This window comes from Acinetobacter sp. YH12064 (assembly GCF_013419735.1).
GTDB classification, from domain to species: domain Bacteria; phylum Pseudomonadota; class Gammaproteobacteria; order Pseudomonadales; family Moraxellaceae; genus Acinetobacter; species Acinetobacter amyesii.
In genome coordinates this window covers 163420-183115 of the sequence record NZ_VOZP01000003.1, presented here as the reverse complement: position 1 = coordinate 183115, position 19696 = coordinate 163420, and the positions used below count along the sequence as shown (strand labels likewise).

General features: G+C 42.1%; 16 protein-coding genes and 1 tRNA gene. 11 read left to right on the top strand and 6 right to left on the bottom strand.

Annotated features, from left to right (window positions below):
* Positions 1-38 precede the first annotated feature (38 nt).
* Complete coding sequence (gene ettA, locus FTU13_RS04200) at positions 39-1700, top strand: energy-dependent translational throttle protein EttA (RefSeq protein WP_078192544.1); 1662 nt, start codon at positions 39-41, stop codon at positions 1698-1700.
* A gap of 63 nt (positions 1701-1763) precedes the next feature.
* Here ettA and FTU13_RS04195 read toward each other — a convergent pair whose 3' ends face one another.
* A complete protein-coding gene (locus FTU13_RS04195; RefSeq protein WP_180024277.1) occupies positions 1764-2174 on the bottom strand; it encodes an SEL1-like repeat protein in 411 nt (136 codons plus the stop codon).
* Positions 2175-2528: 354 nt separating this feature from the next.
* Between FTU13_RS04195 and FTU13_RS04190 the strand changes: the two genes are divergently transcribed.
* Complete coding sequence (locus FTU13_RS04190; protein ID WP_078192543.1) at positions 2529-3500, top strand: zinc transporter; 972 nt, start codon at positions 2529-2531, stop codon at positions 3498-3500.
* Between the two features lie 25 nt (positions 3501-3525).
* Here FTU13_RS04190 and FTU13_RS04185 read toward each other — a convergent pair whose 3' ends face one another.
* From FTU13_RS04185 to FTU13_RS04170, 4 genes are all read right to left on the bottom strand, one after another.
* Complete coding sequence (locus tag FTU13_RS04185) at positions 3526-3867, bottom strand: hypothetical protein (protein ID WP_078189395.1); 342 nt, start codon at positions 3865-3867, stop codon at positions 3526-3528.
* A gap of 154 nt (positions 3868-4021) precedes the next feature.
* A tRNA-Glu gene (locus tag FTU13_RS04180) sits at positions 4022-4097 on the bottom strand.
* A gap of 91 nt (positions 4098-4188) precedes the next feature.
* Positions 4189-5697: a glutamate--tRNA ligase gene (gltX, locus tag FTU13_RS04175; RefSeq protein WP_180126944.1), complete on the bottom strand. Its 1509-nt coding sequence runs from the start codon at positions 5695-5697 to the stop codon at positions 4189-4191.
* Positions 5698-5866: 169 nt separating this feature from the next.
* On the bottom strand, positions 5867-6160 hold the full coding sequence (locus FTU13_RS04170; RefSeq protein ID WP_078192541.1) for a hypothetical protein: 294 nt from the start codon (positions 6158-6160) through the stop codon (positions 5867-5869).
* Between the two features lie 381 nt (positions 6161-6541).
* Here FTU13_RS04170 and FTU13_RS04165 point away from each other — a divergent pair, with 381 nt between their 5' ends.
* The 9 genes from FTU13_RS04165 to FTU13_RS04125 all read left to right on the top strand — a co-directional run bounded on the left by FTU13_RS04165 (position 6542) and on the right by FTU13_RS04125 (position 17018).
* Positions 6542-7549 carry a sulfate ABC transporter substrate-binding protein gene (locus FTU13_RS04165; RefSeq protein WP_180126942.1) on the top strand — a complete coding sequence of 336 codons (1008 nt, stop codon included), beginning with the start codon at positions 6542-6544 and terminating at the stop codon, positions 7547-7549.
* A gap of 248 nt (positions 7550-7797) precedes the next feature.
* Positions 7798-8814, top strand: a complete 1017-nt coding sequence (locus FTU13_RS04160) for a sulfate ABC transporter substrate-binding protein (protein WP_078192855.1) — start codon at positions 7798-7800, stop codon at positions 8812-8814.
* Between the two features lie 185 nt (positions 8815-8999).
* Positions 9000-9911 carry a 16S rRNA (cytosine(1402)-N(4))-methyltransferase RsmH gene (gene rsmH, locus FTU13_RS04155; protein ID WP_180126940.1) on the top strand — a complete coding sequence of 304 codons (912 nt, stop codon included), beginning with the start codon at positions 9000-9002 and terminating at the stop codon, positions 9909-9911.
* Positions 9912-9921: 10 nt separating this feature from the next.
* Positions 9922-10254 (top strand): cell division protein FtsL, encoded by a 333-nt coding sequence (gene ftsL / locus FTU13_RS04150; RefSeq protein WP_078189390.1) that lies wholly within the window; start codon positions 9922-9924, stop codon positions 10252-10254.
* Between the two features lie 12 nt (positions 10255-10266).
* Positions 10267-12093 carry a penicillin-binding protein PBP3 gene (gene ftsI / locus FTU13_RS04145; protein WP_180126938.1) on the top strand — a complete coding sequence of 609 codons (1827 nt, stop codon included), beginning with the start codon at positions 10267-10269 and terminating at the stop codon, positions 12091-12093.
* A gap of 10 nt (positions 12094-12103) precedes the next feature.
* Positions 12104-13600 (top strand): UDP-N-acetylmuramoyl-L-alanyl-D-glutamate--2,6-diaminopimelate ligase, encoded by a 1497-nt coding sequence (locus FTU13_RS04140; protein WP_180126936.1) that lies wholly within the window; start codon positions 12104-12106, stop codon positions 13598-13600.
* A 9-nt stretch (positions 13601-13609) separates the two neighbouring features.
* Entirely contained in the window at positions 13610-15019 is a 1410-nt protein-coding gene (gene murF, locus FTU13_RS04135) for a UDP-N-acetylmuramoyl-tripeptide--D-alanyl-D-alanine ligase (RefSeq protein ID WP_180126934.1), read from the top strand.
* A complete protein-coding gene (gene mraY / locus FTU13_RS04130) occupies positions 15019-16137 on the top strand; it encodes a phospho-N-acetylmuramoyl-pentapeptide-transferase (RefSeq protein WP_078189386.1) in 1119 nt (372 codons plus the stop codon). The genes murF and mraY overlap by 1 nt, the downstream gene beginning before the upstream one ends.
* A gap of 77 nt (positions 16138-16214) precedes the next feature.
* The gene (locus FTU13_RS04125; RefSeq protein WP_180126932.1) at positions 16215-17018 is read left to right on the top strand and encodes a putative RNA methyltransferase; all 804 of its coding nucleotides are present in this window, start codon (positions 16215-16217) and stop codon (positions 17016-17018) included.
* 53 nt (positions 17019-17071) lie between these two features.
* On the opposite strand, the gene ponA is transcribed toward FTU13_RS04125, so the two are convergent.
* Complete coding sequence (gene ponA / locus FTU13_RS04120) at positions 17072-19612, bottom strand: penicillin-binding protein PBP1a (RefSeq protein WP_078192533.1); 2541 nt, start codon at positions 19610-19612, stop codon at positions 17072-17074.
* Between the last annotated feature and the right edge of the window lie 84 nt (positions 19613-19696).

Sequence of the window (19696 nt, the reverse complement as noted above, 5' to 3'; positions counted from 1 at the left end):
GTTGTTCCGTATATGTTTTGACTATTGAGGAGTCCTAAGTGGCCCAATATATTTACACGATGAACCGTGTGTCGAAGATGGTTCCGCCTAAGCGCGAAATCCTGAAAGACATCTCTTTATCATTTTTCCCAGGCGCAAAAATTGGTGTGCTTGGTCTAAACGGTGCAGGTAAATCTACCTTGCTTCGTATTATGGCGGGCGTAGATAAAGATTTCTCAGGTGAAGCACGTGCTCAACCGGGTATCAAAATTGGTTACCTTGAACAAGAGCCGCCATTGGATGAAAGCAAAGACGTTCGTGGTAACGTTGAAGACGGTTTACGTGAGCCGTTAGATGCTTTGGCGCGTCTTGATGAAGTGTTTGCAGAATATGCAGCAGAAGATGCTGACTTTGATGCACTTGCAAAAGAACAAGAGAAGTTAGAAGCCATTATCCATTCATGGGATGCACATAATATTGTGAACCAAATGGATCAAGCTGCAGCTGCGCTTAACCTTCCAGCTTGGGATGCAGACGTATCTAAGTTGTCTGGTGGTGAGCGCCGTCGTGTTGCACTTTGCCGTTTGTTATTGTCTAAACCAGACATGTTGCTTCTAGATGAACCAACGAACCATTTGGATGCTTCATCAGTATCATGGTTGGAACGTTTCTTGAAAGACTTCCCAGGTACGATCGTTGCGATTACCCATGACCGTTACTTCTTGGATAACGTGGCAGAGTGGATTCTTGAGCTTGACCGCGGCATGGGTATTCCATACCAAGGCAACTACTCTTCTTGGTTAGAGCAGAAAAATGCCCGTTTAGAGCAAGAACAGAAGCAAGAAGAATCTTTTGCTAAAGCATTGAAAAAAGAACTTGAATGGGTTCGTTCAAATGCTAAAGGTCAGCAAAAGAAAAACAAAGCGCGTATGGAGCGTTTTGAAGAGCTTAACTCACGCGAATTCCAACAGCGTAACGAAACGTCTGAAATCTATATTCCACCTGGTCCACGTCTAGGTAATAAAGTTGTAGAAGTTGAAGGTATTAGTAAATCCTTTGGTGACCGTACACTTTATAAAGATTTATCGTTCGTTGTACCACCTGCTGCAATTGTAGGTATCGTGGGCGAAAACGGTGCGGGTAAAACCACATTATTCCGTATGATGACAGGCGAACAACAACCAGATACAGGTACAATTACACTGGGTGAGTCTGTTAAAGTGGCTTATGTTGGTCAGATTCGTGACACCTTAGATGACAACAAAACTGTTTGGGAAGAAGTTTCTGGCGGTTTAGATATCTTGAAAATTGGTGAATACGAAATCGCATCTCGTGCGTATATCGGTCGCTTTAACTTCAAAGGTCAAGATCAGCAAAAACGCGTAGGTCAATTGTCAGGTGGTGAACGTAACCGTTTACAACTTGCGAAAATCCTGCAAATGGGCGCAAACGTCATCTTACTCGATGAACCGTCAAACGACTTGGATATCGAAACTTTACGTGCGCTTGAAGATGCAATTCTGGTATTCCCGGGTACAGTCATGGTGATCTCGCATGACCGTTGGTTCCTCGACCGTATTGCAACGCACATCTTGTCATTTGAAGGTGAAACCCCTGAATTCTTCACGGGTAACTACCATGAATTTGAAGAATACCGTCGTAAACGTGATGGTGATGACCTTGTTGCAAAGCGTCAAAAATACCGCAAAATTGGTAACTAAGTTCCAGTTTTAAAATAAAAAACCAGCCTGCGGGCTGGTTTTTTATTGCGTGAGAAGCAATGACTATACAACAATGTCTTCATAGGCATGATGTAAGACGTAGTCTGCTTGTTCATGGCCTTGTGCAGCCGCTTTACTGAGCCAAAGCTCTGCAAGTTCATAATTGCGGTCTAAGCCGAGTTCTCCACGTAAATAACCGAGACCTAAACGATATTGGGCATCTTTATGACCTTTTAATGCGGCACTTAAGAAATTCCACATGGCATTGCGATAGTCAGTAGGGGATTGGTCTGCTGAATCCATAGTATGGTGACTGAGAAAGTCTTGATGGTGTTGAGCCGCAAGAATTTCAAAATAAGTCCCTTGGGCGTAATCACCCTCGGCTTCTGGAATCGAAAGGTGCATTCCTTGCAACTTTGGATTCATCTGTTGTGACAACAGTGCATAGATTTTTTTCAGAGCTTGTATCATCATTGTTAAACTCCCTGTTGATAAATATAACCACTTGATTAATAAAAATATTAATTGCAGTCATTCGTGCGCTGCGATGAATGATTTAATTGTTTTAAACAGATCACACTTAAGATGAAAATTAGTATGCTTGTCATGATATGTGAATAGTTCTTGAAAAATATCTATAAGTGATTTCAGTCATCTAGATTGCGAAAAATTATTTTTAATAAATTGAAAGTAGATGCTGAAAAAAGCAGTTTTAAAGTTTGAGAGTAAAATGCCATGCTGTTGGTTGAATAATGTAATTTTATTACGTTTACTGCACCTGTTAAGCTCAAGACTGAAGAACATATAATTTATAAAGGTCAGAAAATAATGAGTGAGCATCATGGGCATGACCACAGCCATGCCGTTGTGACGGAAGGGAATGTCAAAAAATTAAGTTTTGCCTTAGCACTGACCACGACGTTTTTGATTATTGAAGTCATTGCTGGATTTATGACTCAAAGTTTGGCGCTATTGTCAGATGCGGCACATATGTTCACCGATGCCGCAGCCCTTGCTATAGCATTGGTCGCGATTAAAATTGGCAAGCTTCCTGCTGACAACAAACGCACCTTTGGCTATCAGCGTTTTGAGATTTTGGCTGCCTTGTTTAATGCCTTGATGTTATTTGTAGTTGCAATATATATTTTGTATGAGGCCTATCAGCGCTTTTCAACGCCTCCGGAAATTCAAAGTATGGGCATGATGATTGTCGCCGTTATTGGTTTGATCATTAACTTAATCTCGATGCGTATTTTATTTTCCAGTTCACAAGAAAGCTTGAATGTGAAGGGGGCGTATCTAGAAGTGTTGAGTGATGCCCTAGGTTCGGTTGGTGTAATTATTGGTGCGGCGATTATTTATTTTACGGGCTGGATGTGGGTCGATACACTAATTGCGGTGCTCATTGGCTTTTGGGTTTTACCAAGGACTTGGATTTTACTCAAACAAAGTATCAATATTTTGTTAGAAGGCGTGCCTGAAGAAATTGACATAGAAAAGTTACGCAATGATTTATTGGCACTCAATGGGGTAGAGAGTATTCACCAGTTAAAGGTCTGGGCAATAACATCAAAGAATGTGCATTTGACAGTTCATCTCTTTGCACCTGAAGCCGATCGTAATGCCTTATATTTTGAGGCGATTGAAATGTTGCAACATGAACATGGAATCACGGAGATGACATTACAAATCGAAGAAGATGAATGTGTGGTACACCAACATACCCAAAAGTCTGATCATGCACATGGGCATCATCAAGATGATCACGCGCATTCTCATGATGAATCACATCAGCACTAACGCTGATGTAATTTAAATGGCCGGCTTAGATTTCCCACTCATGATTACATTCGCGGCATTTCCATTTTTTCTGTGATTGCATAAAACCTTGCATTGAAATTTTGAAATCTGGCAGGTCGCGATAGAACATGAAGCCAGCAATCAAGCAAGCAATAAATACAACAACAGTCGCAGTTTGTAATGTAGTGCCTGCACCGTCACCAAAAATCCACATTGCGATGCTGATAATCACCAACAGTAAAAGAATAAATACCGCAGGGATGAGGATAATCAGGCTCTTAGGCACGACAGGACGAGCAACAGGCTGGCCTGCTTGCGCAAGGGGCATAATTTTAGGGCTTTGACATTTTGGGCAACGGTATTGCATTGCAACTCCATAATTTTAATCTATGGTTTATTTTAATCAGAATGACGCAGAAAGCAAAAATACCGTAAATTTAAATCAGATAAAATTTAGGCAATAAAAAACCCAAGTCATAATGCTTGGGCTTTTTATAAGATGATTTGCATCACCTTGAATATGGCGTCCCTACGGGGATTCGAACCCCGGTTACCGCCGTGAAAGGGCGATGTCCTAGGCCTCTAGACGATAGGGACAATTTGAGGCAACTTAGAGTTGGTTGACACCATCTCTCGGTATGGGCGCTATATTAGGGGGATAACGCCCATCCGTCAACTAAAAAATCAATTAAGCTTCATCAACTGCATCATTTTTCGGCAGTTTTAGGCTTTCATTGAGTTTTTCCCATGCTTTTGTTTCTTTTTTACTCGGGCCGCCCACAATTTCAAGTGCATGACGTAAGCGAGCAAAGGTTAAATCAGGACCAATGGTTACCATCGATTGCATAACCGGTGTCGAAGATGTCGAACCAGCAATTGCAATAAAGAAGGTTGGCATGAAGTCACGAAGTTTAATGTCCATTTGGTTCGCCAAATCCATAAGCGTTTGGCTGACGGTGTCATTGTTCCAAGTGAATATGCTTTCTAGACGCCAAATGGCAAATTGAAGGCTTTGACGCACTTGTTCTTCAGTCAATCTTTTGCTTTCAAACTGTTCTTTGCTGAGTGTTGGGAATTGGTTGAAATAAAAACCTGCCCAATTCACTGCTTCAGATAATAAATTAATACGCGGTTGAATCGCAGCAGCAATTTCTTCCAAGGTATTACGATCTGATTTCCAAGCCAGCAGGGTGTCGAGCAATTGACCTGGTGTTAAACCTTTAATCCATTGACCATTTAACCAGTTTAGCTTTTCAACATCAAAGATTGGACCGCCTAGTGATACACGTTGAATGTCAAAGTGTTCAATCATTTCAGCCAAAGTGAATTTTTCACTTTCATCCGGCATTGACCAGCCCATACGGCCTAAATAGTTCAATAATGCTTCAGGTAAAACGCCGATGTCTTTGTAGTAGTTAATTGACGTTGGGTTTTTACGTTTAGACAGTTTTGATTTATCTGGGTTACGTAACAGCGGCATGTGGCAAAGTACAGGCATGTCCCAACCAAAATATTTGTACAATAATTGGTGTTTAGGCGCAGATGGAATCCATTCTTCACCACGAATTACGTGAGTGATTTCCATTAAATGGTCATCAACCACGTTTGCCAAGTGATACGTCGGTAAACCATCGGTTTTCAGTAGAATTTGCATGTCGACTTGCGCCCAAGGAATTTCGACTTCACCACGCAGTAAGTCGTTAAATTTACAAATCCCTTCTTCAGGCACTTTCATTCGAATAACATGCGGTTCACCAGCAGCCAAACGCTCTGCCACTTCTTCTGGAGTGTGTTTTAAGCCACGACCGTCATAACGCGGTGATTCACCACGCGCTTGTTGTTCCGCACGCATTTGATCGAGTTCTTCTGCTGTTGCGAAGCAGTAGAATGCATGGCCTTTTTCAACCAGTTCCAAAGCATATTGTTTATAAATGTCCATACGTTCAGATTGACGGTATGGCGCATGAGGGCCACCCACATCTGGACCTTCTGACCAGTTCAAACCTAACCAACGCAATGAATCTAAAATCATTTTCTCAGATTCTGGGGTAGAGCGCAGTTGGTCTGTATCTTCAATACGAAGAATAAATTCACCGCCATGTTGCTTCGCAAAACATAAGTTAAACAATGCAATATAAGCAGTCCCAACATGCGGGAAACCAGTAGGAGAAGGTGCGATACGAGTACGAACAGTCATAATCAGCTTTTAATCAGAATGTAAATTGGGATCTATTATAACGAAAAAGCCTGATCACTTAATGCTTAATTCAACATTGAATGATCAGGCGTTTTTTAGTATTTTTTAGACGACAGTAGGGGAACTCGTCTAAAACAATAGCTTGGACAGCATCAGTATGCTGATGTCGTTATGAGTTGCTACCAGAAAAAATGGCTTGAACAAAACGAGAAAAACTTTGGTTTTGTGATGCAAAGAAACTTTGAGTCGGTGCAGCTTTAATAGACGTAAGTACTTTTAAATTATCGTCTGTACGGCCTTTACCTTCAGATTTTTGCTGATTAATCGCTTTTTCGATCAATGAGGTACGTTCAGCAGGCATCGTAAGTTTATTATTCGATGCGGTGCTGGTTGCAGCACAAAAACCAGTCTGTGCAGTCACACTTAAACTTAAGCCTAGGCATAATGCGTATGAAAATTTCATGTCCAAATCTCCCCCTAGTTTTGGTGATGGAACTTTTTATTTGCAAAATAGTTTTAATATTTAGACTACGATTTAACCATCTTTCGTAATTAAAAAGTAGAACTACGTCACAATTTTTACAAAAAAACTAAAAAAGTCTGTACTAGGATTACCTAAATAGACTGTTTTCTCCAGATTTTCGGATGTTTTAGCAAACAACTATGAAGATAGCATGGAGATCGCTTCTGATTGTTGCTGTATTAGCAGAATTAAAGCTTTAAATACGTTATTTTTAGATATCTTTAAAACAGAAATAGATTTGAATTTATATTATAGATAGCTGATTGCTAAAGTTATTTTTGATTTATATAGTGCTCTCAAGATCAATTTGAGTTTGAGCAGATGAAAAAAATAATAGCATCGGGCATTTTCGCATTGTTGGGTGGGGTAGCGGTACAGGTGTATGCCGCAAAAGATTTCTTAAATGTCTCATATGATCCAACACGTGAGTTTTATCAGGAATATAACCAAGAATTTGGACAATATTGGAAAAAGCGTACAGGACAAGAGATTAATTTTAAACAATCTCACGGTGGCTCTGGCAAACAAGCTCGTGCAGTGGCAACAGGTTTGCAAGCAGACGTTGTCACTTTGGCATTGGCCAACGATATTGATGAAATTGTGGCGACCGGACAAATCAATAAAAATTGGCAAAAACAATTTCCACATAATTCTGCTCCGTATACCTCAACCATCGTATTTTTGGTGCGTAAGGGCAACCCGAAAAAAATTAAAGATTGGAATGACCTGACCAAACCGGGCGTTGAAATTATTACGCCAAATCCAAAAACAGGTGGGGCACCGCGTTGGATCTATTTATCAGCTTGGGGATATGCTTTAAAACAACCGGGTGGCAATGATGCCAAAGCCAAAGAATTGGTGAAAAAACTCTATAGCAATGTCAAAGTTTTGGATTCAGGCGCACGTGGTTCACTCACGACCTTTGCTGAGCGCGGCATTGGAGATGTCTTATTGTCTTGGGAAAATGAGGCACTATTAGCGACTCAGGGCCTAGGCAAAGATAAATATGACATTGTTTATCCTTCTATTTCGATTTTAGCTGAACCTTCGGTGGCTGTGGTAGATAAAACCGTCGATAAAAATGGTAATCGAAATTTAGCGAAGGGTTATTTGAACTATCTATATTCACCTAAGGGCCAAGAGCTAGCAGGCAAATATTTCTTCCGCCCTCGCGATGCAAAAGCCACTGCAAAGTACGCTGCTCAATTCCCGAAAGTTCAAACCTTTACCATTGATAAAATGTTTGGAGGTTGGGCAAAAGCGCAAAAAACACATTTTGTGAATGGTGCGATTTTCGATCAAATCTATAGTGAAAAGAATAAAGAGTAAGTCTGCAAATAAAGTTGATTGGTGTAAAAACGGATAATTGGGGTTATCCGTTTTTTGCATATGTAATGCATAAAAATCTATATATAGGGAATAAGTAGATTGTTTTTGTGTATTTTAATATGAAAAACAAACAATTAAATTCGCTGCGTTAGCTGTATCTAGTAAAGGGTCTAAACTTGCTGCAATTGCGATTTATGACTTTATTTCATATATTTAGCAGTATTGAATATAACTTTATGCTGGCTGTTATGAAAACTCAATTTAAGGCGTGGCTCAGTGCTGCGTTGCTTGCCACTGGTGTTGCTTTCTCAGCGTCTGCTCAGGCCGCTGATCGTGAATTTTTAAACGTTTCTTATGATGCAACGCGTGAATTTTATGACGAATTTAATAAGTCATTTGGTGCATATTGGAAAGAGCGTACGGGTAAAACGGTCGCATTTAAACAATCACACGGTGGCTCAGGTAAACAAGCCCGTTCTGTGGTTGACGGTTTAAAAGGTGATGTCGTGACTTTGGCCTTGGCCAATGACATCGAAGAAATTGTGAAGTCTGGACAGATTCAGCCGGGATGGCAAAAAGAGTTTCCACATAACTCAGCGCCATATACGTCAACGATTGTCTTCATGGTGCGTAAGGGCAACCCGAAACATATTAAAGATTGGTCTGATTTAACCAAGCCGGGCGTACAAATTATTACCCCGAACCCGAAAACTGGCGGTCTCCCACGTTGGGTTTACTTGTCAGCTTGGGGTTATGCTTTGAAACAGCCGGGTGGTAATGAAGCGAAAGCCAAAGATTTCGTGGGTAAGATGTACCATAACGTAAAAGTGATGGACTCTGCGGCACGTGCATCGATGACTACTTTTGCTGAACGAGGCATCGGTGATGTGTTATTGACTTGGGAAAACGAAGCTTTAGTTACGCAAAAAACTTTGGGTAAAAACAAATTTGATATCGTATATCCATCGATGTCGATTTTGACTGAGCCTTCAGTGGCAATCGTAGACAAAACTGTCGATAAAAATGGTAATAAATGGTTAGCTCAAGGCTATATCAATTATCTTTATTCTCCATTAGGTCAAGAGATGGCAGCTCGTCATTTCTATCGTCCACGTAATGCAGCAGTTTTAGCAAAATATAAAACTCAGTTCCCACCTTTAAAAACTTTTACTATTGATGAAGTCTTTGGTGGCTGGGCAAAAGCACAACAAACACATTTTGTGAATGGTGCGATCTTCGATCAGATCTACAATAACAAGCGCTAATACATCGAAATCTAGGATTTGAGATGTTCAAAGACCTCCTTCGGGAGGTTTTTTAATGGATGGCAAAAAATAAAAACGGTTTTCTCTATAGAAAGTAATATTTCTGTACAAAAAGACGTTTGGAGCTTTGCTAAAACAAGGTAATAATGTGCAGTTACATTTTTAGCTGTGTTGAACGAACCCTTATGTCGCATATTTCTGTATTACTTCATGAAACTGTTGATGCTTTACTGGCAGATCGCAATACAGGAATTTTCGTAGATGGCACATTTGGGCGTGGTGGTCATACGCGTTTATTACTGTCTAAATTAGATGAAAACGCACGTGTTTATGCCTTTGATAAAGACCCGCAAGCGTTGGCAGTTGCAGCAGAATTAGAACAAGAAGATGCGCGTTTTAAAATCATTCACGCTAGTTTTGCCGATTTAAAAGAGGAACTGCGTAGTCGTGGTGTCGACTTGGTAGACGGTATTATGGCGGATTTAGGGGTGTCATCTCCGCAGCTAGATCAAGCAGAGCGTGGCTTTAGCTTTATGAAAGATGGTCCACTCGATATGCGTATGGACAATTCACAAGGTCCAACAGCCGCAGAGTGGTTGGTTGATATTGAAGAAGAAGATTTGGCCAATATTATTTTTAAATATGGTGAAGAGCGTTATAGCCGCCGTATTGCCAAAGCGATTAAAGCGGCAGGGTATATTGAAACCACAGCTCAATTGGCCGAAATCGTGAAAGTTGCCCACCCTAAATGGGAAAAAAATAAACATGCAGCGACACGAACTTTCCAAGCAATTCGTATTGCTATTAACAAAGAACTCGACGATATTGATATTTTCTTACCTCAAGCGGTGGAGATGCTGAAACCTGAAGGCACTCTGGCAGTGATCAGTTTCCACTCTTTAGAGGATCGTTTAATTAAACAATTTATTCAAAAAGAATCTACACTTGCAGAAGACACAGGCTGGGGTTTGCCACAAAAACGCGAAGATACCCGCCGCTTAAAAAAAGTGTCACGAATTAAAGCAAGTGAAGAAGAAGTTAAAGCCAATCCACGATCTCGTAGTGCTTGGCTTCGTGTGGCAGAGCGTTTAGCTTAAAAGGCAAAGAATGAAAACCGAAGCAATCGAAAAAAACTCTGATCAATCGCAGTCGAAGAAAATCATTACATACGGCATTTTATTGCTCTTGGTTTTTGTGAGTGCGATTATGGTGGTGTTTCAAGTCTTTGAATATCGCCAAGATTATCGTCAATTGAGTACCTATATGCGTGAAAGGGATGACCTCAATGCAGAATGGGGACGTTTGCTGATCGAACAACAAACTTTTGGTGCAACAGCCCAAATTGGGACACGTGCAGTTACCCAATTACGGATGTATTCGCCTCCTATTGCACAAACCGTTGTTATTTCATTGCCACAAACTCCTGAACAGAAAAAATAGGCTGCCGGTCACATGGTTGAAAAGAGAAACAAACAAATTCCACGTAAAAAACAGCAGTCTGTTACTGGTCGTACAGCCATTTCGGTGGAGATGTGGCGCTATCACTTGATGTGGGCAGTGGTTTTACTGTGCTTTATTGCATTGGTCGGGCGGGCTTTTTATGTACAAATCATCAACAAAGACTTTTTACAAAATAAAGCCAATGCCAAAATTTTAAGAACTGAAACCTTAAAAGCCATGCGCGGTGTAATCTATGACCGTCACGGTGTTCCTTTAGCCATTAGTACTCCGATCATGAAAATCGTGATCGATCCACGTGATTATTTTGACAATAAAAAACTCTTTGAAGAAATTACGGCCGAATTGGCTAAAGATCCAAACAATCGTAAGTTAAAACGTCAATTACCAGATAAAAATCTGAATTTAGATGAACTCGCTGATGCTGTAGGGATGGATCGTGCTGAATTGAGACGCAAAATGAATGAGCGTCCACGTTCACGTTATTTAGTTTTAAAGAAAGAAGTGCCACCACAACAAGCTGAATTGATCATGAAACGTGACTTTCAGGGGGTATATACCGAGAAAAACTATAAGCGCTACTATCCACAGCCTCAGCCAAACTCACAAATTATTGGTTTAACCAATAGTGAGGGTATGGGCATCGAAGGTTTAGAGATGCAATTGAATGAACGTCTTGCAGGCGTAGATGGTGCGCAGCAAATTGTCCGAGATAAAAAAGGCAACCGCGTTAAAGACCCTGAGATCGTGAAAGAGGTTGAGTCGGGTGAAAATATCACGCTGAGTATTGATTCACGTTTGCAATACATTATGTATCGTGAGTTGACTGCAGCCGGCGTAGCCAATAACGCACGTTCTGCAACCGCGATTGCCGTGGATGTCAAAACAGGTGAAATTTTAGCGATGACGTCTTGGCCGTCGTACAACCCGAATGATAAAAAAGGTGTCTTAAATAAAGATGCTATGCGTAACCGTGGTGCGATTGACTCCTTTGAGCCAGGTTCAACCATGAAGCCATTGACCGTGGCAATGGCATTGGAAAGCGGTAAATACACGGCAAATACCGTTGTAAATACCACACCCGGTTCTATGCGTGTAGGGAATCATACTATCCGAGATACGCATAACTATGGCCCTCTGACTTTGGGCGGCATTATTCAAAAATCGTCTAACGTCGGTGTGGCAAAAATCGCTTTATCTCTCCCTTATGAAACATTACCAACGTTCTATCAACGTCTTGGCTTTGGTCAACGTTCAGCGGTGAAATTCCCCGGCGAAAGTGCTGGTCTGATTTTGCCGAAGAGTAAATGGAATGTGTCAGAAGTAGCGACCATGGCTTATGGTTATGGTTTGAACGCTACAGTGCTTCAACTGGCTGATGCTTATGCCATGATTGCCAATAAGGGCGTCAAAATGCCACTGAGCTTGTACAAGCTTGAGGAAAAGCCGAAAGGTGAGCAGATGGTTGACCCTAAAATTGCTGATCAAGTGCTTTTAATGATGGAAGCAGTGACCTTGCCGGGTGGTACGGCACGTCAAGCCAATATTCCGGGTTATCGCGTGGCGGGTAAAACTGGTACAGCACATAAATTACGTGCAGACCGTAAAGGCTATTCGACTTCAGAATATCGAGCACTCTTTGCCGGTGTTGCACCAGTGAGTGATCCACGTTTGGCCATGATTGTTGTAGTGGAAAACCCGACAGGTCAGTATTACGGTGGTCTGGTGGCTGCACCAGTTTTCGCTCGTGTAATGCAAGAATCTTTACGTTTAATGAACGTACCATTAGATAAACCTTTAGACACTCCTAAGATCCAGTAATAGGTGATGAATGAAAATTACGTTTCAAGATCTATACACCGTTGAACAGCCCGCTGAATGGATGTCGCAATCCTTTCAGGGCTTCAATCTGGATAGTCGCAAAGTTACAGCAGGGCAAATATTTATTGCCCTGACTTCGTTTTCGCAACCTGAAAAAACAGCACAATTTGCACGTGCAGCGTTAGAGAATGGCGCGTTGGCTGTCATTTCAGAAACTGATTTGGGCTTGGATCAAAGTGTCGTGATCGCGGATGTGCGTCAATTGATGGGGCAGTGGCAAAAGCAATATTTACAGGCGACTCAACCAGCTCAAGCTGCACGAATTTTGGCAGTGACGGGTACCAATGGTAAAACCACGATCTCTCGTTTAATCGCTGAATTACTCATGCTGCAAGGCAAAAAATGTGCAGTGATGGGAACCACTGGTAATGGAATTTTACCGAATTTAGAAGCCTCTTCTCACACCACTTTAGATGCGTTACATATGCAAAATGCATTGCATGCCTATGCGCTTGAGGGTGCAGAGTTTGCTGCCATTGAGGCAAGTTCGCATGGCTTAGAACAAGGTCGATTAAATGGCTGTGCAATTGAAATTGCCGCTTATAGCAATTTAAGTCGTGACCATTTGGATTATCATAAAACCCTTGAAGCCTATGCTGAAGCGAAATCACGTTTGTTTCAGTTTCCATCGCTCAAAGTTGCAGTCATCAATCTCGATGATGAACATGCAGAAGTGATGCTGAATGCCGCACGCCAAAATCCGGCTCAGCCTAAAATTTTGACTTATTCAACGCGTCAGGCTGCGGATTATCAAGTGACGGATATTCAATACAGCTTAACGGGCGCACAATTTAAATTGCGTACTGCTCAAGCTGAATTTGTGGTGCAAAGTCCATTATTGGGACACTTCAATATTGAAAATATTGTGGCGAGCTTAATTTCAGCGGAGCAAGCAGGTTTTGACTTATCTGCCTTGATCGCAACTGCGCCCGAGTTAAAAGGTGCACCGGGTCGTATGCAAGTGATTCGTGATGATGAACGCCTGTTTGTGGTGGATTATGCACATACACCAGATGCTTTAGTTCAAGTGTTACAGACCTTAAAACGTCATGTATCGCAACAGTTATGGGCGGTGTTTGGCTGTGGTGGTGATCGTGACCGTGGTAAGCGTCCATTGATGACACAAGCGGCATTAAACCATGCAGATGTTGCGTTGATTACCTCGGATAATCCACGTACTGAAAACCCAGAACAAATTTTTGCAGATATGAAGGCTGGTATTGATTTTACTGAAAAAACTGTCCATGAAATCCATGACCGCCGTGAAGCGATTAAATTCGCAGTCAACCATGCGCAAGCGGGTGATATTGTGGTGATTGCTGGTAAAGGCCATGAAAACTATCAAGAAATTGATGGTGTTCGACATTGGTTTGATGATGTGGTGGAAGTGAAATCAGCGATTGATTCCCAGCATCACAACACTGACTCGGCTTATCCAGCGCAATAGGAAACAGATATGCATACTTCAACGACCAGTACGGTTCCGTTAGAACCATGGACTGCCGAACAGTTGGTTCAAGCGACACAAGGTCACTGGCATAATAATCAAGCGCCGACAGGTTCTGTAAAACGAATTTTGACCGACTCACGTCATGCAGAGCAAGGTGACGCTTTTCTTGCCCTGAAAGGTGAACGCTTTGATGCGCATGATTTCCTTGCTCAAGTGGCTGAAAAGGGTTGTGAAATTGCCATCGTTAGTCATCCGGTCGATGTGGATATTTGTCAGTTGGTGGTTGCAGATACACGTTTGGCGCTTGGGCATTTGGGTGCATTTCGTCGTGCCCAAAACCCAGCTTTAAAAGTAATTGCCTTGACAGGAAGCAGTGGTAAAACTACGACGAAAGAGATGCTCGGGAGTATCCTTTCTCGTCTTGCACCAACATTAATTACGCGCGGTAATTTAAATAATGACCTTGGTGTGCCGATGATGTTACTTGAGTTGCGTCCAGAACATCAGTATGCCGTGATGGAGCTTGGTGCCAGTCATAAAGGTGAAATTGATTACACCTCAAATTTGGTACAGCCTCAGGTTGCCGGAATTTTAAATATTGGCACCGCTCATATGGGTGAATTTGGTGGGCGTGATGGCATCTGTCGTGCCAAGTCTGAAATTTATGCACATATAGCGAAAACAGGAACTTCGATTGTCCCTTCGGCAGATGATTTTACAGATGCCATTCGTCAAGCGGTGCAAACTGAGCAAGTAATGAGTTTTGGTCAGGGCGGGGATGTCTTTGCGACTGAGACGGAGCTTCAGGCTCAATCTTCACGTTTTATCTTAAATACGCCACAAGGTGCACGTCCTGTTCAACTGCCATTTGCTGGTGAACATAATGTGCAAAATGCCACTGCAGCCGCAGCTTTCGCGTTGTCGATTGGTGTGAGTTTAGATGATATCGTTGTGGGGCTTGAACATGCGACAGGTGCCAAAGGCCGTCTAAACTTTATTCAACACAAAGATTATTTGTTTATTGATGATACTTACAATGCAAATCCAACCTCAATGCGTGCTGCTGCTGATGTACTTGCGCAGCAAGATGGCATCAAAGTCATGGTCATTGGGGATATTGGTGAGTTAGGTTCATCTGCTGCACAGCAGCACTACATGTTAGGACGTGATCTTGTATCACACTCTGGTCTTCAATTTGTCGTTGCTGTCGGTGAGTTTTCACCTGCTGTGCAAGAAGGCGCGCGCAGTACACAATATGGTAAAAAATTACAGGCCTTTCTTACTCAAGAACAGGCTTTACCGTTATTAATTAGTCTAGTCAAAACACATCAGCCTCAGTCCATGAGTTTCCTGTTTAAAGGTTCTCGTTATACCCACATGGAAACTTTGATGGCTGAATTGATGGAGAAACTTTAATGCTGTTATGGTTATTTGAGCAGCTTGCGGGTTATCACAGCTCGTTTCAGGTTGTTCGTTATTTAACGCTTCGTTCACTACTCAGTGTCTTAACGGCATTGGCCATTGGTCTGTTGCTTGGACCTGTGATGATCCGCAAATTGCAAGCTCTCAAATATGGTCAGGCAGTCAGTTCATTTGCACCTGAAAATCATGCCAAAAAAATGGGCACACCGACTATGGGCGGTGTGTTGATTTTACTGTCTATTGGGATTTCAACCTTACTTTGGGCCGATCTTTCAAACCCTTATGTATGGATTGTACTTGGCGTGATGGTGATCTTTGGTGCTGTTGGCTGGGCCGATGACTGGATTAAAATCCGTTATAAAGACAATGCCGGTCTACCTGCGAAGAAGAAATTCTTTTGGACTTCTGTGGCATCGTTAGGCGCCGGTATTGCACTTTATGTGATTGCGACACAGCAAGCAAACCCAGTACATACCTCAAATATGTTGGATCTGCTGATTCCATTCTTTAAAGAAATTAGCATTCCATTGTCTATTATTCCACTCGGTATTGGCTTTATTGTCTTTACTTATTTGGTGATTAACGGCGCATCTAATGCTGTGAACTTAACCGATGGTTTAGATGGCCTAGCAATTATGCCAATTGTTCTGGTTGCCGCTGGTTTAGGTGTGTTTGCTTATCTGGCTGGTGATGTTCGTTTTGCCGATTATTTACATATCCCTTATGTGAAATACGCATCTGAACTTGTCGTGATCTGTGCGGCAATGATCGGTGCTGGTTTGGCATTCTTATGGTTTAACGCGCATCCAGCTCAAGTGTTTATGGGTGATGTCGGGGCCTTATCTCTAGGTGCGATGCTCGGTACGATCGCAGTCATGGTTCGTCAAGAAATCGTTTTTGCCATTATGGGCGGTGTCTTTGTGGTTGAAGCTATTTCTGTTTTCTTGCAAATTGGCTCACTGCGTATGCGGAATAAGCGTGTATTCTTAATGGCACCGCTGCACCATCACTATGAGAAAAAGGGATGGCGTGAAACTCAGGTGGTGATTCGTTTTTGGATTATCACGATTATGCTGGTAGTTTTGGGTCTAATGACTTTAAAATTACGTTAAGCAAATATATAAACGAAACCGGCATTTGCTCCCACAGATGCCGGTTTTTTTATTTCAAAAATATAGTGGAGTAAATGATGAACCTGTTGATGTGTCCTGTATGCCGTGAAGCATTAAAACTCACAGAGCGGACATGGCGCTGTGAAAATAATCATAGCTATGATGTTGCAAAACAAGGCTATGTCAATTTACACGTGGTTCAACATAAACACAGTAAAAACCCGGGTGATACGCCAGAATCTGTACAGGCGCGCCGTGCGTTTTTGAGTGCAGGTCACTATGCACCTTTGCAACAGGCTGTGGTGGCATTGATTCAAAAATTGCGGGTTGAAAACTTGTTGGATATTGGCTGTGGTGAAGGCTATTACACCAATGCGATGCAAGCTGAAGTATTACAGTGTGTGGGTGTCGATATCGCTAAAAATGCAGTACAAGTGGCCGCTAAACTGAATAAAGAGGTGACTTGGGTGGTTGGGACAGGGGCGACCTTACCTATATTAGATCATTCGATTGACTTGTGTACGAGTTTATTTAGTCCTATTCCTCAAGAAGAAATCCTTCGTGTGTTAAAGCCTGAGGGGCACTTGATGGTGGTTACACCTGCGCCAGAGCATCTTTATGCAATGCGTGAAGCCCTGTTTGAAGAAGTAAAACTACATGAACCGCATAAATTTGTGGAACAACTGGCGAATGATTTTGAACTGGAAAGTGAGCAAGTGGTACAAGCGAAAATGTCACTTTCTCAGCAGGATCTCAAAAACTTAATTGCAATGACACCTTATGCCTATAAAGTCAAAGCTGAGCGTCGAGAAGCTCTAGAAAAAAATGAACAATTTGAGTTGCAAGCGCAGTATCAAATTTATCTCTTTAAAAAGAAATAATGCATTGGAAGTGATAAAAAAGCCCTCGTTTGAGGGCTTTTTTTATGCAGTATTTACTGAACTTGATCGATGAGATGATCAAGTGCGTCCGTTTTATGCTCTGCACCTTGTGGTTTAGGCTGCATTGGCGGAGGCGCAGTTCGAGTCGGTGCAAGATTGGTTTCAGTAGACCCAGGAAGGTCGTCAAAATCATTTTGCGAAGCCTGCGGCTTCGGTGCAACAGGAGCAGGACGATACAGCGGTTGAGCCATTGGTGGCGTTGCTGCACGATCTTGTTCAGGTTGACCTTGAGTCGCTTTAGCCGAATTACGGTTGATTGGATTCTTGGCATGGGTGTCTAAACGCACCCAAGCTTCAGGTGTACCTTTAAGTGATTTCGCCATAAAATCTGACCAAATAGGCAATGCTGCAACACCACCATATTCACGGCGACCTAAAGTAGAGGGTTGGTCAAAACCGACCCAAGCCACAGTGACCAATTTTCCATTAAATCCAGCAAACCACGCGTCTTTTGCATCATTGGTTGTACCGGTTTTACCGCCTAAATCACCGCGACCAATTTTTAAAGCCGCACGACCTGTACCGTGTTGAATCACGTCACGCAAGATGTTCGCCATATCAAAGGCTGAACTTGACTTCAAAATCCGCTGAGCTTGTTTATAGTTTGCTGCTTCAGTATCGGAAATTTTTGATTCAGCGGGCTTGTTATCCTGATTGGTGACTTCAATCACTTCATCATCCGGCGTGGTTGGATCTGCAGATTCAACTTCGTCTTTTTGATTGATGCATTGAATACATGCATATTCAGGATTGGCTTGATAAATCACTTTGCCATAAGCATCTTCAATACGACTAATAAAGTGCGGTTGAATACGATATCCACCGTTGGCAAATGTCGCATAACCTGTCGCCATTTGAATCGGCAATACCTGTGGGGTACCTAAAGCAATGGTGTAGTTACGTGGAATTTGGTTTTCTTGTAAGCCAAAATCCATAAATAATTGGCGAGTACGTTCAATTCCGACGACTTGTAATAAGCGAACTGAAACTGTGTTACGTGATAAATAGAGGGCACGGCGTAGAGGTATCATCCCTAAATAGCGACCGTCAGAGTTTTTAGGCGTCCACTTGCCAATCGTAATTGGATTGTCATTGACCATGGAATACGGAGTCATACCGCGTTCAAGTGCTAAAGCATAAACAAAGGGTTTAATGGTTGAACCCGGCTGACGCCAGCCTTGTAAGGCACGGTTAAATTTAGATTGATAAAAATTATAACCACCGACAATGGCTTCAATGCCACCATTATTGGGGTTGAGTGCGATCAATTGACCTTGCGCTTTTGGAATTTGCACCAAAGCCCATGAGCTTTTATCAGCATTCGGACGTAGGCGAATAATATCTTTTACTTTAACAATTTGTGAGGCTTTGCTTGGCGCATTGCCTACACTATTGGCATTGCGATAGGGACGTGCCCAAGACAGACCTGACCATGGAACAGTCACACTACTGCCGTCTTGCATCAACACTTCGATACTGGTGTTGTTAACTTTAGTGACTTCGGCAGGGTATGTGTTGGCATATGGAATAAAGTTTTTTAATGGCTCATCATGTGCTTCTGCACCACGCCAACCATGTCGTCTATCGTAAGCTTCAAGACCATCTTGCACAGCTTGCTCAGCATAGGCTTGGCGTTGGCTGTTGATGGTGGTATAGACTTTATAGCCAGAATCTATCGCTTGTTCGCCAAACTTTTCTACGAGCTCAGAGCGAACCATTTCCCCGACATAGGGGAATTTGTTGCTAACTCCGCGGTCAGGCATATCGAGATTAATTGGTTCAGCAATTGCTTCTTGATATTCCGATTGATTGATATAACCCAATTGCAACATACGTCCTAAAATCCAATTACGACGCTCTAAAGCACGTTTTGGATTGGCTACAGGATTATATTTTGATGGTGCTTTGGGGAGGCCTGAAATCATTGCCATTTGAGCCAAGCTCAAATCTTGCAAGCTCTTGTTATAATAAATTTTTGCAGCTGCTGCGATCCCGTATGCATTTTTGCCCAAAAAGATTTTGTTAACATACAGCGTTAAAATTTCTTCCTTACTTAGATTTTGTTCAATTTTTCGAGCAAGGAAAACTTCGGTTAGTTTACGTTTTAAAGTACGCTCTGGAGTCAGATAATAGTTTTTTGCAACCTGCATGGTAATGGTTGAACCACCCGTTTGCACATCTGAGCCTGTAATACTTTCACTGACGGCACGCCCCAATCCTTTGAAACTAATTCCGCTGTGTTCAAAGAACGAAGAATCTTCCGCAGCTAAAAAGCCATGAATGAAATGAGAGGGGATTTGGTCGTACTCTACAGGAACCGAAAGTTTGCCACCATATTCTGCAATCAGCTCATTATCAGCACTATAAACTTGCAATGGTTTTAATAATGGAGCCTTTTTTAAGATGGACATTTCAGGCAAAGACGGGGCAATATAGAGATACATGCCATAGAAACCCATTGGAATTGCGACCAAAACAATAATAATGGCCAAAAAAAATGGATGAACAAGGCCTGAACAAGATAGCTTTTTCATAACAAGTAAGTTTTAATAAGAGCTAATGGCAAACTAATTGGTGGTCAGTATATCCTTTCGATATACGGATTGTTAGATGAGTTA